This is a genomic window from Anaerobacillus sp. ABA4_114 (assembly GCF_056159065.1).
In genome coordinates this window covers 3,606,956-3,621,677 of sequence record NZ_JBSWUM010000001.1, presented here as the reverse complement: position 1 = coordinate 3,621,677, position 14,722 = coordinate 3,606,956, and the positions used below count along the sequence as shown (strand labels likewise).

Genomic DNA, 14,722 nt, shown 5'->3' with positions numbered 1-14,722 from the left:
ATCTCCCCTGTCCCGCATGTCCCGCAGGAGTCGAGCATCCTTCCGCTCCAATCTGCGTTATTACGATGAATTAAAATAAATCACTTCAAAATGATGAGCTGAAACGTTTGTTATCATCATAGATCGGAAAGTATAACTTTGATTGATTGTATTCAAGCTCCTACGGCATAGGGAGCATATCATCTAGGTTTATCAAAGAAAGCTACACAATAGTGTGGCTTTCTTTTTTGTTAGAAAATAGAAAATATAGGGAATAGAAAAGCTAGCTGGTTTTCTGATTTTCGACTAGTCGAATTAACTCGAATAACAGAGAATGCCGACTTCTTTTGTCGTAATTTGGCTAAAAGTCAGAATATTAGTTAAAAAGTCATCGCATATCTGCTACGTTAGAGAGGGAAGCTCAGGAAGATTTCTCTACTATACGAAAAAAAGGAGCGAAAACGAATGGAACTGGATCAATTAGAAATGAACCAGACGTTGGAAGAAAGTCAGCCAGAAGGAAAAACTATTCCATATTTAACTGCTTTAATTGGATGGAGTCTTCCAGCAATTGAGGCCTGTGATAAATTGAAACGGCCTTTTGTAGTAGTAGGACCACCTGATTTCAAAGACTACGCTGAAAAACATAATATCACATTTGTAGGGTGGGAGTTTGATCGTTTGAATGAAGGGTCAGACAAGCTTTATAAGCAGCTGAAAGCACTTGGTGCAGAAGTTGCAGTTCCACTATATGAAGAATGTGTAGAATGGGCAGGAGCTCTAAACGCCAGATTCCGTCAAGAACCAAGACTCTTTAATCGTTCACTTCTATTGAGAGATAAGGGGATGATGAAGAGGAAGGCTCAGATTGCAGGAATTAAAGTGGGTGTCTTTGAAGAGGCAAGAGACAAAGATGATGTCAAACGCTTCCTGAAACGAGTTAATGAAGCACTCCTTAAAGTAGATGGAGATAAATACGATCCAATTCACTGTAAACCTCTCGATAAGGCAGGTTCTGTTGGTCACCGTGCCATCGATAATCCAGCCGATATCGAAGCTCTAACAGACAATGATTTTCCACTTTTGATGGAAAGTCATCTTGATGGACAAGAGTTTTCATGTGAAGTTTTTGTTCACAAAGGACAAATTCAATTCTTGAACATCACTGAATATGTGAAGTTAGGTTATTCAAACTTTGTTCCGCCTTCTCCAACTCTTGAATCGAAAAGACCAGTTATCCGTCAAGCGATCGAGCAACTGATCGAAGCATTTGAGATTGAGAACGGGGTTATTCATCCTGAATATTTCATCATGCCTGACGGAACGTTGCACTTCGGGGAAGTAGCTGCACGTGTTCCAGGAGGTCATATTTTCGACTTAATTGAACGCGCTTACGGATTTAGTGCATATGAAGCACAAATTCTTTGTAGTGACCCGAACACGACAGAAGAAGAGCTAAGAAAATTCTTCCCAGCTGAAGATGAAGCTAATGGATATGCAGGCTGCCTTATGGTACACCCGCACGTCACTTACATTGAAGAACTAACGATTCCAGATGAGCTTGAAGAGCATCCTTTCTTCGAAAAGCATGACATGTTCACTCCACCGCAAGGTAAAGTGGCAGAGCGAGTAGGCTTTGGTAACCACTATGGAACGATTTTCTTCTTCGGTGATGATAGTGCCGAGATGAGACGCCTACTAGAATACTATGAAAAGTACGATTTTTATTTGTAGAATATTCTTTATCATAAAGGAGAATTAAGCATGCCATCTGAAGTAACAGAAGGAAAGATTGCAAGGTTTTCCCAGTCATTGACTAAGCTCAGCGAGGCACCAACATACGCAAAATCGAGATATCAGACGGATGTTTATCAAGAAGCAAACCGTCTCCTAGAAACAGAAGAAGGTCTCGAAATCCTATTTAAATATGCAGATCGTTTTGATGAAGCAGGTGTTTTCCAAGACGGTCCTTGGGAAGATCCATCGAAGCTTCAGCCTCCGCTAGTCGCAGGTTCGCTGCAAGCGAAGGGGCTTCCTTATGTCATTGAGATGCTTAGTAACTTACGTATGCTAGCTATTGCTGAAGGCATGGAGGAGCATCCTACTGTTTCTAAAGAAATGGCGATGGATTTCTTAAATGAGGTCATGGCGCTCAATTTGGATTTGCTTTTCCCTCAAGCTACAGAGGCTTCTCGAATCGAGAAAAAAGAGAATGCCGATGAGGCTCAGCGTTTGTTCCAGTTTATCTCTCGATACCTTTCATCGAGTGCGCTTTCTGAAACGCTGATCCATGAAATCAAACGTTTGACTGCACAGCGGCCGATAATGGTCAAAAGAACGGTTTCCATCATCAAAATGGCGAAAGAAATGCTTAAATCAAATGAGAATGATACGCAGAAAGAGGTTCTTCAGCAATATGTCGCCTCTATTGAAGGACCGTCTAACTTAAGTCATTTATATTCACAGCCTAATGAATATCGGAAGCAATTGATGAACCTTTCCGTTGAAGAGCTTCAACGGGAAAGTGAAATTTTAGGTCGATCGATGCGAAATACTGGCCTTTGCTCTCCTCATCATAGTGTGCTTGCACGCTTGTTAAGCAGGAAGTCACCGGAGCTTCTCCCTGCCCTTTTACAACTGAGTGGTAAAGGAAAAGCGAATTTCGAAGAGCACGAAGAACTCGTTCATCAGCTTATAAAAGTCGCTCTATTCCCGACAACATGTCAATCTGTGTACGGACTAGCGTTGCTCTTAGAAAGAGGCGTACTATCAGCATCACCCGTTATCCCAGGGTTAAGAAGACTGATTGAGCTTGATATCCGCCCAGAAGTTCGAAACGCATTGTTCAAAGCGAACGAAGGTGAAGGGCTAACGGCGAACAGTATCCTCCTTGCTGGCGTCATAAGTGTACTAGGACAACCGCTCGGAGTAGGTCAAGGATTGAACCCAACCTGTCAGGCTGCAAGGGGGATCAGCTTGTGGGCACAGCATGCTCCAGGTTATTTATTAGAAATCATCCCTCGAGCTGCACGTGACGGTGAAATCGATATGGTGTTTGAAGGTGTTAACATTTACTCTAAAGATCTTCAGGGAGGATTAGCACCTGAACTACATCCTGAACTTGATCCTGTTTCAATCGTTTTAGTTCCTCACCTCGATCGTATTTATAGTGAGATGATGACGAGGGTAGCTCTAAGAGGAGAAGATGGACATCGCTGGGTAAATCCAGCTTTTTATGGAAACTGGGTACAAAAAGGATTCAGCACTGTTATTGAACCGATTACTGGAAACATCGCAGACTATCCTGGTTTTGTGAGACTGTTTTATGCAACTCACCATCCGGAATACAACGATGAATATGAGTTGATCTATCCGAACCCTGTCGGTATATTCATCACGAACGTTCATGGAAAGATGCTTGGTTTCCACGCGGTATCGATTCAAAGAATTGCGAAATGTCCTAAAGGTAACTACCGTGTTTATTTCTATAACCCGAATAACGACGGCTCTCAGAACTGGGGGCAAGGAATTGTTAGTACGGTTATGGGTAACGGTGAGTACTTTGGCGAAAGCTCGCTTCCTTTTGATGAATTCACTTCTCGTCTCTATGCGTTTCACTACAACCCATACGAACAGGGCGATTCGTATGCAGTTGAACAAGACAGTGTAGCAAAAGTGAAAACCCTTGCAAAAGAAAGCTGGGGGAAAGAATACAAATGGATTAGTGGCTAAGTATAAAAGTGTCAGGGACTATCCCCTGATGCTTTTTACTTTTTAACTACGGCGGTAAGGTTTACGAATTCGAAAACACCGGGAATAAATAGTACCATTGGATAGAAGAGACGAAATGACTATAGGAAGGGGAAGTTACATATGCAAGGTTATGTGCACGGTGGAGTCAAAGGAAAAGAAGGGCTAGTATACAAAGATAACTTAGAAGAACCTCGACCTGGAAAAGGTGAGGTGAAAATCCGATTACGAGCAGCGGGATTAAATCATAGAGATTTGTCTGTTCCTACGCGACGATCAAACGGAGATCCTGACGTCATCTTAGGCTCAGATGGTGCGGGAATCATCAGTGAAGTAGGTGAAGGCGTCCAATCAGTAAAAGTAGGCGATGAGGTGCTCATTAATCCAGGGATCGGTTGGAAAGAAAATGCTGCAGCACCGCCCGAAGGCTTTCAAATTGTTGGTTTTCCTGGAGATGGTACTTTTGCAGAAAGTATCGTACTTCCTGAAGAAAATGCTATTCAAAAGCCTTCTTCTCTTTCGTTTGAGGTAGCTGCTTCTTATGGCATCGCAGCACTAACAGCTTATCGTGCTTTATTCACAAGAGGACAGTTAAAAAGTGATCAAACGGTGTTTATTCCAGGAATCGGTGGCGGTGTTGCGACATTTTTACTCCAATTTGCTAAAGCGATTGGCGCTAGGGTAATCGTTAGTTCAAGAAGTGAGGAAAAGCGCAAAAAAGCCCTCGATCTTGGAGCGGATCTCGCTCTTTCAAATGAAGATGACTGGACGAACGTTGCTAAAGAAGAAAAGGTCGATCTTGTAATCGAAAGTGTAGGAGCAGCGACGATCAACCGATCGTTAGATCTCTTACGGAGTGGAGGTACTTTGGTCATTTTTGGCTCATCAACAGGTGATACAGCTGAAATTAACTTAAGAGCCTTCTTCTACGGACAATACAATTTTCTTGGTTCGACGATGGGGAGTGCAGATGAATTTAGCGCTATGCTGGATTTTGTAACGAATCATTCCATTGAACCGATCATCGACGCGTCCTATGAATTGGGGCAGATTGAGAACGCGTTCAATCATTTAGCTGAGGCCAAACAGTTCGGAAAAATCGTAATTACCATGTAGCTTAAATGTTGGGTGAGGTATGTTTCGAACAGTTCAGGTCATGATAACTAATGATGGAGGTGGATATCATGGCGGAAAACAGGGATAGATCAAAACAGGATATCAAGATGAATACCTCATTGAACCCAGATATGGTTTTTGACAGTATTTCCGGTGATTCACTCAATCAACGGTTTACTTCCGAGCAAGCAAAAGAGCTCATGTCCAGAAATGACTTGGATGTTAAAAGTAAGCAATAAGCTTAAGGTAAACCATAAAAGAAAAGGAAGCCCTCGGCTTCCTTTTCGTCTTTTTGTAGTTATTTTAATAGTAATATGGATATCCGTATGGAGGATAGCCGTAATAAGGGTAGTAAGGATACGGGCGATAATAAGGAATTAGACTAAGTGCTGCAATGCCTGCGAGTGGAAAATAGTATCTTCCATAACGTCTGTAACGACGTCCGTACTGACGCTCTGTTTCTTCTTCTCCAACTTCTTGAGGAAGTAGTAATGAAACATGCTCACTGTCTGAGTCCATTATAATACCTTCATACTCCATACCATCAGTCATTCGAACGTTTGCATGATAATTGTTGTACTTCTTACATAGCTTTTTCATGTCCCCTGAAAGTTCTTTTAAATCTCCTTGCACTTGCTGTTTCTGTCCTTGCATGGCGCCTTGAACTTGCTGATTCGGCATATTTGGCCCTTGCATAGCACCCTGAACTTGCTGGTTCGGCATATTTGGCCCTTGCATAGCACCTTGAACTTGCTGATTCGGCATATTTGGCCCGTGCATCATTCCTTGAACTTGCTGGTTCGGCATATTTGGTCCGTGCATGGCACCTTGAACTTGCTGGTTCGGCATATTTGGTCCGTGCATGGCACCCTGAACTTGCTGATTCGGCATATTTGGTCCGTGCATGGCACCCTGAACTTGTTGATTTGGCATATTCGATCCGTGCATAGCGCCCTGAACTTGCTGATTAGGACCATTCATAGCGCCTTGTACTTGGTTATGCATGTTAGCACCCTGAACTTGTTGGTTCCCGTAGGGGTTGTTGTACATGTTCATAAGCGAACTCCTCCTTTACACAACACAGGATATTCACCCAGTTCCTAAACAGTTACAACAAAATGAGGGGTGAAAAGCCCAATTATTACATGTAAGAAGCACTCCTCCTTGATATTTCCATAAAGAAACTATACGATAAGTTCAAATGACCTTATAAGGTAGGGTGTACGATGAAAGGCTATTATTTAACTAGAATGGAAATGGGAAAGATCTTACAATGTATCAAGAATCAAGAAAGTCCATATGACATTTTGATGAAAGCTTGGGAGCGTACCGGAGGAGAAGGGAGATTTGAAGAAAACAATAATCTGCCTACTGTCTTTCAAAAGCTCTTAAAAGCTGAAGAAAGAGCGATCGGATTGTCTATCAATGAAATAGTGAGTCTCGGTAATCAAATTGAATATGCAAGCTTTCGTTCCACTGCCGTACAAAATTGGGTGAAAAGAGATATTAAAGATTGGATTGGCCCTCCGCAGCATGGGAAAAAGTATTCGATTGAACAGGCAGCGATTTTATTCATTGTAGAAGATTTAAAGAACACTCATGACTTTGAAAGCATTCGACTCTTATTAAGATTTGCTTTCAACAACCCTGCAGATCGAAACGATGATTTGATCAACCCTCTTGTTTTTTATCATGCGTATGCATGTCTATTTGAAGAAGTTCATTCAGAGAATAATCTTTCAGTTGTAAAAGAAAAGGCACAGGAACTTTGTTCAAAGAGTCGGTTAACGTTTGTGGAGAGTGAAGCAATGGAAAGTCTGCTTATCTCTTCATCACTATCTGTTGAAGCTGCATACTTTCAAACGTTGTCAAAACAATACCTAGAGAAGGCCTTGCGTTGATAAAGAAAAAACCAGCTGGTATGCCAGCTGGTTTGAATTATTCTACCGTAAAATCAATGGTCTTCTTGAAATCTTCTTCGTTTTCAACTGCAAGCCAGATTTCTAACGTATATGAGCCTTTGGCAAGTGAATCGAGCGTGATTGTATATTCAAGAGTATCAGCCTGTTTCACTTCTTTCTTTTCAACTTGTTTGATGAAGCTTTTGTTGGCAGAATAGGTTACAAGAACTTCCCCTTCTTCATTATAAAGTTTGTAATCATATTTCTGACTCGAAGGAAAAACGACGGTTTGAACCTTTTCAGTTTGGTTTTGAACTTTGTAAGTAAAGGTTGCTTGCCCGTTACTAATCGAATCTAAAGTGAGGGAAGGTTCCATTGACCCAGCAACAATGCCAGAGGAGCCAGTTGCCCCAGTGTTAACCTCTTCGGCCTTTCCATTTCCGTTGTTTGTTGAATTCATTGACTCATTCCCTTCTCCGCATCCAGTTAACGTAAGTAATGCGATACTGCCGATAGCCAAGTATTTAAGCATATAATCACCCTTTTCTTAATTGGACGACTCAAGTGAAGAAAAGGTTACACGATTATTAGAAAATTTCATCAAAAGCAGGTAATCCTTATTTTTAGGGGTATATAATAAATGTGACGGAAGAATAAAAGGAGTTCGATAGAATGCAGCTATGGCATAAGATAAACGCTAACGTTGGAGGGAGAAAAGGTGAAGTACTCGGTAACGAAAACTTCTATAAATTTGCCGTGCTTCTTCCCCTGATCAAGGTGAAGGATGAACTCCATGTATTGTTCGAAGTGAGGGCTCATACACTGCGCAGACAGCCTGGTGAGGTATGTTTTCCGGGTGGAAAAGTCGATCGAACCGATGATAGCCCCTTGAAAGCAGCTACGAGAGAAACGTGTGAAGAACTGGGGGTATCAGAAAATGATCTTCAAGTCATTGGCGAGCTCGATTACCTTGTGTCGTCGTTTCAATCCATCGTCTACCCGTTTCTGGGAGTTATTAATAAAGATACGACGTTGTCTCATAATCCTGAGGAGGTAGAGGAGGTATTTACAGTACCTTTAAGCTATTTTATATCGAATCCTCCTGAACGCCACGATATCAAAATACATGTAAAGCCTGACGAGAGTTTTCCATTTCATCTTATACCAAATGGTGAGGAATATAACTGGTCGTCTTCTGTATTACCTGAGTTCTTTTATTATTATAAGGATTATGTGATTTGGGGGATGACTGCAAGAATTCTATACCACTTCGTTCAACTTATAAGTGAACAGTAGGATGAGAGACGTATTGCCAGTTTCTTAAATAATAGGTAAACTAGAAAAGGTCGATTCATGTCGTATTTTCTAGTTTTTTTGTGTTTGCAATTCTTTTATATTGGCTGAAATAGACAAAAAGCCTTCAAACCCCACGAAAGAATTAGATGGATGAAATACGTACATATATAGAAAATGCAAAAAACAGTTAGTAGGGGGATAATAATGCTTTTGATCATTTTTCTATTGCTTGCCGGTTCACTAGGGTTCTTTATTTACTCATATTTCGTAAACGATTATGCGAAAGAAGTTAAAGGACAAGTAGATGATGTATACATTAACTTAATGAGAGAGTTAAAAGTTGTAAAACAACGTACGGAACTTCTCGAACGCCAAGCAAAAACTGCAAATGGTGGTAGCAATGAGTAAGCAAGAAGCAAAGGGAATTGCGGCTGGTCTTTTGGTTGCTGCTCTTCTTCTCGGAGCCTATTATTTAATGTTTTCAAGTGCATGGGCTGAAGAGAGTAAGAAATCAACGGACGAGTTGATTGAAGAGCAATTGAAGGAAAAGAACATGGTGATGGTAAAGAAAGAAGAGTACGAATCATTGCAGGCTTCACAAAAAGAGTTAGAATCCATCAATGCTAAAGATACTTCAAAAGAAACCTCCAAAGATAAAGAGGTAAAAGAAGAAGAGGAAAAAGAGGAAAAAGAGGAAAAACCTAAAAAGATTACGTTTGTTATCAAAGAGGGCATGACGAGTCAAGAAGTAGCTCAAAGTCTCGAAGATCAAAAACTCGTGGAAAGTGCTGATGAATTTATTAAGGTATTAAGAGATAAAGGCAAGGAAACTGCAATTCAACCACGTGAATTCGAGCTTACTACAGAGATGACACCAGCTCAGATTATTGCTGAAATAGCAAGATAACATATCGTAAGTTTAAGAGCTTGGAATGGCATGTGCCTCAAGCTCTTTTTTTATTTGGTAAAGAAGCTGCCGTGTAAAGAAAAACGCATCTGGATTAACAGATGCGTTTTTTGATGATTATTGATCGAGAGAGAGGGCATTTGGCGACTGAGGGATTGGAATCGCTTCATAGAGAGAATAAGGACCAATCCTGTCAAACCCTGTATTAAAGAAGCTGACCTTGCTATAGCCGAATTGTGATGCCGTAAGCATGATCGCTTCAAGTGTTTCCATCGCTTCTTCTTGAGAATCAAATGTGCTATCTTCTGTGAATGTGATCGCAGCTACATCGTCTCTTTTTTCAACTGAATCGATCGACACACTTTCTGGAATCGAAGGCGCATATGCGTTGTTTTCGCTATCGCCGTTCTTCATAAGGGAGAGAACACTCTGCAAATCATTCGCGTTGTCACCATATAATGGTGAACCTTTTACAAGGTATCGATCGCCCGTACTCGCTTCAAATAGAAAGAATGGTGCAGTAGTTTCGTCTTCAATACTTTGCTCTGCTGGACCATAATTACCTAGGGTATAACCTTCTTCACCATTCGTTTTCCATGTGATGTTTTGTGCATCGACACTATCCGCAAGCCACGCAATACTATCTCGAATCATGATCGATTCGTTTGATGAAAGGCCATCACCAGGTGTTGGGAAGTCAACGACTAGGGTTTTCGAATCATTAGTATTTTCGATAGTAAAGGAAGCATCAGAGATTGGCGATTCTGAAAGCCCGTATTCACTTGCATCGAAGGAGGAAAGGATTTCTTTTAATTGGTCTGATAGTGTTTGTTCACTGTCAAAAGGAAATGATAGAGGAATGAGAGCCTGCCCCTCTTGATCTGGAAATGAGAGGACGATACTTTCTGCGCCATGTTGCATAGCAGGAGTATAGTGATCGAACGTTACCATTTCCTTAGCGGCAAATCCCTTGTCGCTATCATCAGCTTCACCGATCGGATCATCTACAATTTTCTTATCTTCATCGAGTGTAGCGGTAGTTGCGCTTTCATTCGCATTGGAATCTCCCTGACCCGAAGAAGATTCTATGGCAGGTTGCGATTGATCTTCAGTTTCGTTGAATAAGCCTGGTAAAAGAAATAAAGATAAACTAACGACTGCTGCAGTTGCAAATGATGGAACGATACATGGTGCACGTTTTTTCTTCTTCACATGACTACCTCGTTCTTTCATTTTATTTTGAATTTGTTGATAGATCATTTCTTTACTTTGATGGTCTTTAACTTCGGGTAATTTTGATAACAGAGATTTTGTTTTTTCACTCATCATAAAACCCCCTTTAAATTCGTCTTCATTTGGTCGTCCAATAGTTCTCGAAGCGCTTTGATGGCACGATGCTGTGTGGTTTTTACCTTACTCACGCTCCACTGAAGAACTTCGGCGGTTTCATTCACTGTAAACTCTTGAATGTAGCGAAGAATAAGAACTTGTTGCTGGTCGAGCGTGCAATTTTTCAAACTATGGTAGATGGCTTGAACGTCTTCTTTTTGCATCACGATTTCTTCAGGGAGCGGTGTATCATCTTTCGTATTTTGTTTGTTAAATTCGAATTTGCTCAGCCACCTTGAAGTTCTCCGGTTATGTGTACGCAAATAATCGATTGCGACGTTTCTCGCTATCGTTAATAGCCAGGTTTTTTCATTGCTTCTTTCTTCGTATGAATGATAGGAGCGTAGTACTTTAATATAGACCTCTTGAACAAGCTCCTCTGCGACTGCACGATTTTTTACCATATAAAATAAGAACTGAAATAATGTTGCGTGATAGTCGTTATACAGTCGATCAAATGTTTCATTCATGTTATACCCCTCCTCCTCCTATATAACAAAACGACATACGTTACGAAAAGGTTACAACGACATTGAAATTTATTCAAAAGGACAAAGTGTTTTGGGAAGTATGAATATTTCTGTAAAATGGTAATCAATACCTTATGAAAAGGAGAATAGTCGTGCAATCTTCTAAGCAGTCTGCCCCATTTTTCTATGGATGGTTGATCGTCGCAGCAGCAGCCTTAGGCGTTTTCTTTTCAGGACCTGGACAAACCTACGGCGTTTCTGTCTTTATTAATCACTATATCTCAGATTTCGGTTGGAGTCGTTCGTTAGTTTCTGGTATTTATTCATCAGCTACGTTAGCAGCTGGTCTTTTACTATTTATCATTGGTAGAATGGTAGACAAATTTGGGCAGAGACGAATGATGCTCACCATAGGGTCTTTATTAGCGGTCGCGTGCCTTTGGAATAGCTTTGTAGTCGGACCGGTCATGTTGTTCATCGGTTTTTTTATGCTTCGATTGTTCGGACAGGGTTCAATGACACTTGTTCCAAATACGCTTGTCCCTCAATGGTTTATTCTTAAAAGGGGACGCGCACTCAGTTTTATGGCGATAGGCGGATTCTTGAGTTCTGCAATTTTTCCACCTCTTAACACGTGGTTGATCGACTCGTTCGGTTGGGAAAATGCCTGGAGAATTCTCGGAGCTTCAATCGTCATCATCTTTTTACCAGTCGTTTTCTTTCTAATCCGAAACAAACCTGAAGACATCGGCTTACTTCCTGATAATGCGGTTTCGAAAAAAAGACTCGCAAAGCGAAAGGAAGAAAAGATGGGTGGAGAAGATGAGGAAGGGTTTGAAACGAATTGGACAGTAAAGGAAGCGATGAGGACGAGAGCTTTCTGGTTGATTTTATTTTGTGTGAGTATCCCAGCACTCGTTAATACAGGGCTCACGTTTCATTTGTTTTCCATATTGGGAGAGCAAGGTGTACCTGACAAAACAGCTGCATTGATCTTGAGTATCATGGCGATCGTTGGTTTTCCGGTAACGATGGCATCAGGTTTTATTTTAGAACGTGTTAATGTACATATCGTTTTAGGACTTTCTTTCATCGGTCAAATGGCTTTTATCCTGTTATTGACTCAAGTAGATACGTATGTCCTGGCAATTGTGTTCGGCGTATTATGGGGAATCATAGGTGGCATCGAGAGGATCACCCTCAACATTATTTGGCCAGATTATTTTGGCAGAGAAAACCTAGGAAGTATAAAAGGGATCGCGACTACAACGATGGTAATCGGTTCTGCTTTCGGTCCATTACCTTTTGGTGTGGCTTACGATACATTTGGAGGGTATACAGAGATTTTATTACTTATCTTGATTTTCCCAATCCTTGGTACGGTTGCAGCCTTTTTATCTCCACCTCCAAAGAAACCCGCATAATAATAAGCTCCTTCCAATCGAATGGGAGGAGCTTTTATTTAGAAAAGATGGAATAAACAAGAACGTCATAATATTTTTGATGGAGAAAGATATGCTCTTTAAAACAGCCTTCTTTCTTGAACCCTAGCTGTTTGAGGCGCTTGACTGCAGATTCGTTGTTTTGGATGGTCTGGGCATAAATTTTGTGTAATCTCATCTTTGAAAATCCGAAATCGATAATGGACCTCGCTGCCTCCAAACCATATCCTCCTCGCCAATAATCTCTCGATAGTACTGCGCCAATCTCCGCTTTGGAAGAATTGCGATCCCAGTTTTGGAATCCTGCAGTGCCGATCAGTTGGTTGTTGCTTTTAAGACGAACGGCAAATCGAATTGAATTTGTTGTTGAAATCGAAGATGGATCTTTAAAAGCGTTGATGTAGTGATTTGCTTGTGTCCTAGTCTTCATGGTGTCACCCGTATCGTAATACGTGACAAGCGGATCTGAAAAAATGGAAAATAAAGCATCAACATCGTTCGGATGAAGAGCTGTTAGCACTAATCGTGATGTTAAAAGTGTTGGAAAAGTATCCATGTTCTGCACCGTCCGTTTTTTATACTATATGCAGAACGATCCATAGAGTGGAGGGCGGTCATCTATTTAAAAAGAAGTTTATGAACTTCTTTTATGATTGAGGAAAACGAATCGTAATGTATTCCTTTAATAATTCTTCTTGTTTCTTGTTGTATTCATCTAGAGATAAAGAGCTATTCTCCAGCTGATCGTCAAATAACAATACGTTTTGTTCTTGCTCAAGTCTCATAGTCGCAAATTGGTATAAATATGAGAAGCCAGGCCTTGTTGCTGTTTCAAGAAGGTAAGGCATCCTCATGGCGCCAGGTCGTCGTCTTCTCGCAAGGGCATCGATGATCCCAGGAAGCGTCCTAAAACCAAGTCCATGACCAAAATACATACCATCCCCCATATCGACGATGTTCTCACCTTGCCATTCAGGTGTTAATGGATTTACGTCTGGATTCTTTACATACCGTATATCGCCAGGAATATATTGCGATGGGATATTATGAACGATCCGGAGATCAGCATCATACTTCCAACCCCATAGCCGAATATCTGCGAATAACGTATTGAATTTCACGGGCGGAAGCATTCTTAAGGCAGCTTTGTACAAAACGATGATCATGGCTGTTGCGCATTCAAACGCATAGATTCTTCCGTTTCGAAAAATATCAACGATAGCCTCAGCAGGAGGAACGCCTTGTCTTAGCTGAAAAGCTCCGTCAGGCATCAAGTTCCAAAACATTGGATTACACCTTGATTTATAAAAATCCGCAAATTGTGCGCCGCTATAATAAAGTTCTCGAGCACTCGCTGTAATTGCTGAACGAAACTGCATTTCAAATACGACTTCGCCACGAGAGCGATACGTGTGTGTGACCGAACTGTTGAGAAGCGTTTCTAACACCTGTCGCTCGAAGGAGTTTTGAATCATACGATGGTCAAAATCGTCGATCGTCGCGACCTTATCTCCTATAAGTATCATGGTTTACCTCCTCAATCGATTGAACCTGTGCTTCTAGAGGCCGTGTTAACCATTCATTCCATTCAGAGCGAGAATACTTTCTTAATTTATATGAAAAGTCACTAAGACGTTTTTGTGTTTCCGCTGGCAGTGACCGGAACTCTTCATCATGAAGGCGGCTATTTCCAGGCTGTTCTTTGTATTTCATCATAAAGTCAACACAGTAGGGCTCTAACTGCGCTGTAAGCTCATAACTATTTTCATTGAGTACAAGGTATGGAAGGTTCTCTTCGTACCACGTCCTGAAATGTACATAAGGATTTTCTGACTCGTTCAGCCCAGGAATAAAGTGAAGAAGTTCCTTTGCGAATTGTTTCTCCTCACGATCATGCGATGCTAGTCTTTCGCCGACGGGAAGTAAACTACTTACGTTTTGTGTTGAAAAGTATGCCCACGTTAAATAATGCGTTGGGTGTCCTTCTTGATGTCGCTTAAACAATAACTGAGAAATAGCAGGAAGGTCAGTCGGGTCATGAAAGATCGTCGTTAACAACCCTGCTGACCGATCTAATACAAAACGGTACTTCGAGTTAAGATTTTCATTAGCCCCAGTTTTGACGATCCATCTTAATACAGAGTGGATGAGCTGAGGTGTCTCACATATTGAGTATGGAAAAGGGCTCGCGGGTGCACGTTCTTTTGCGAGTATATCTTTTCTTAGTGCGAGTGCGACTTTATTTCTATCTGATAAGTATTTTGTTAATCTGTTTGAACTAATAGATGATGAGAGTACATAAAGCGTTGGGAATGACACCTCCTCACTGTTTACTTGAGAAGCTGCAAGCTTTTTATCTTGTTCGATTAGGTCTGTAAAATGACTCTTGAGAGCGCTGATCCCACTTACTTTTCGAATCATCTCCAAGGAACTGTTCATAGAATTTCCTCCCCTCTTAATGCTCCTTCTAAC

16 protein-coding genes are annotated in these 14,722 nt (G+C 41.1%); 9 read left to right on the top strand and 7 right to left on the bottom strand.

Translation table 11 applies throughout. The annotated features are described in order from the left end of the window. The first annotated feature begins 444 nt into the window (after positions 1-444). The 4 genes from ACXAEY_RS18640 (at position 445) to ACXAEY_RS18625 (ending at position 5,084) form a co-directional block, all read left to right on the top strand. Positions 445-1,713 (top strand): ATP-grasp domain-containing protein, encoded by a 1,269-nt coding sequence (locus ACXAEY_RS18640; RefSeq protein WP_270182513.1) that lies wholly within the window; start codon positions 445-447, stop codon positions 1,711-1,713. A gap of 30 nt (positions 1,714-1,743) precedes the next feature. Then, complete coding sequence (locus ACXAEY_RS18635; RefSeq protein ID WP_270182514.1) at positions 1,744-3,711, top strand: hypothetical protein; 1,968 nt, start codon at positions 1,744-1,746, stop codon at positions 3,709-3,711. Positions 3,712-3,852: 141 nt separating this feature from the next. After that, positions 3,853-4,845 (top strand): zinc-binding dehydrogenase, encoded by a 993-nt coding sequence (locus ACXAEY_RS18630; protein ID WP_474814138.1) that lies wholly within the window; start codon positions 3,853-3,855, stop codon positions 4,843-4,845. A 68-nt stretch (positions 4,846-4,913) separates the two neighbouring features. Further along, a complete protein-coding gene (locus ACXAEY_RS18625) occupies positions 4,914-5,084 on the top strand; it encodes a hypothetical protein (RefSeq protein WP_474814136.1) in 171 nt (56 codons plus the stop codon). A gap of 64 nt (positions 5,085-5,148) precedes the next feature. Here the strand turns inward: ACXAEY_RS18625 and ACXAEY_RS18620 are convergent, their stop codons facing one another. Continuing rightward, complete coding sequence (locus tag ACXAEY_RS18620; protein ID WP_474814134.1) at positions 5,149-5,901, bottom strand: hypothetical protein; 753 nt, start codon at positions 5,899-5,901, stop codon at positions 5,149-5,151. 170 nt (positions 5,902-6,071) lie between these two features. On the opposite strand from ACXAEY_RS18620, the gene ACXAEY_RS18615 reads away from it, so the two are divergent. Then, the gene (locus ACXAEY_RS18615; RefSeq protein WP_270182519.1) at positions 6,072-6,746 is read left to right on the top strand and encodes a DUF1836 domain-containing protein; all 675 of its coding nucleotides are present in this window, start codon (positions 6,072-6,074) and stop codon (positions 6,744-6,746) included. A gap of 37 nt (positions 6,747-6,783) precedes the next feature. On the opposite strand, the gene ACXAEY_RS18610 is transcribed toward ACXAEY_RS18615, so the two are convergent. Then, a complete protein-coding gene (locus tag ACXAEY_RS18610; RefSeq protein WP_474814132.1) occupies positions 6,784-7,278 on the bottom strand; it encodes a BsuPI-related putative proteinase inhibitor in 495 nt (164 codons plus the stop codon). A gap of 140 nt (positions 7,279-7,418) precedes the next feature. Between ACXAEY_RS18610 and ACXAEY_RS18605 the strand changes: the two genes are divergently transcribed. From ACXAEY_RS18605 to ACXAEY_RS18595, 3 genes are all read left to right on the top strand, one after another. After that, positions 7,419-8,042 (top strand): NUDIX hydrolase, encoded by a 624-nt coding sequence (locus ACXAEY_RS18605; RefSeq protein WP_474814129.1) that lies wholly within the window; start codon positions 7,419-7,421, stop codon positions 8,040-8,042. 204 nt (positions 8,043-8,246) lie between these two features. Beyond that, a complete protein-coding gene (locus ACXAEY_RS18600) occupies positions 8,247-8,450 on the top strand; it encodes a hypothetical protein (RefSeq protein WP_270182522.1) in 204 nt (67 codons plus the stop codon). Then, the gene (locus ACXAEY_RS18595; protein ID WP_474814127.1) at positions 8,443-8,949 is read left to right on the top strand and encodes a hypothetical protein; all 507 of its coding nucleotides are present in this window, start codon (positions 8,443-8,445) and stop codon (positions 8,947-8,949) included. The genes ACXAEY_RS18600 and ACXAEY_RS18595 overlap by 8 nt, the downstream gene beginning before the upstream one ends. 117 nt (positions 8,950-9,066) lie before the next feature. Here ACXAEY_RS18595 and ACXAEY_RS18590 read toward each other — a convergent pair whose 3' ends face one another. Next, complete coding sequence (locus ACXAEY_RS18590) at positions 9,067-10,275, bottom strand: GerMN domain-containing protein (RefSeq protein ID WP_474814125.1); 1,209 nt, start codon at positions 10,273-10,275, stop codon at positions 9,067-9,069. After that, entirely contained in the window at positions 10,275-10,808 is a 534-nt protein-coding gene (locus ACXAEY_RS18585) for an RNA polymerase sigma factor SigX (RefSeq protein WP_270182525.1), read from the bottom strand. The genes ACXAEY_RS18590 and ACXAEY_RS18585 overlap by 1 nt, the downstream gene beginning before the upstream one ends. 152 nt (positions 10,809-10,960) lie before the next feature. Between ACXAEY_RS18585 and ACXAEY_RS18580 the strand changes: the two genes are divergently transcribed. Beyond that, positions 10,961-12,232, top strand: a complete 1,272-nt coding sequence (locus ACXAEY_RS18580) for an MFS transporter (protein ID WP_474814123.1) — start codon at positions 10,961-10,963, stop codon at positions 12,230-12,232. Between the two features lie 34 nt (positions 12,233-12,266). On the opposite strand, the gene ACXAEY_RS18575 is transcribed toward ACXAEY_RS18580, so the two are convergent. The 3 genes from ACXAEY_RS18575 to ACXAEY_RS18565 form a co-directional block, all read right to left on the bottom strand. Then, positions 12,267-12,806, bottom strand: coding sequence for a GNAT family N-acetyltransferase (locus tag ACXAEY_RS18575; RefSeq protein ID WP_270182527.1), 540 nt, complete (start codon positions 12,804-12,806; stop codon positions 12,267-12,269). A 91-nt stretch (positions 12,807-12,897) separates the two neighbouring features. Further along, complete coding sequence (locus ACXAEY_RS18570; protein WP_270182528.1) at positions 12,898-13,776, bottom strand: protein-glutamine gamma-glutamyltransferase; 879 nt, start codon at positions 13,774-13,776, stop codon at positions 12,898-12,900. Next, positions 13,757-14,689: a hypothetical protein gene (locus ACXAEY_RS18565; RefSeq protein ID WP_474814121.1), complete on the bottom strand. Its 933-nt coding sequence runs from the start codon at positions 14,687-14,689 to the stop codon at positions 13,757-13,759. Before ACXAEY_RS18565 ends, ACXAEY_RS18570 begins: the two co-directional genes overlap by 20 nt. Between the last annotated feature and the right edge of the window lie 33 nt (positions 14,690-14,722).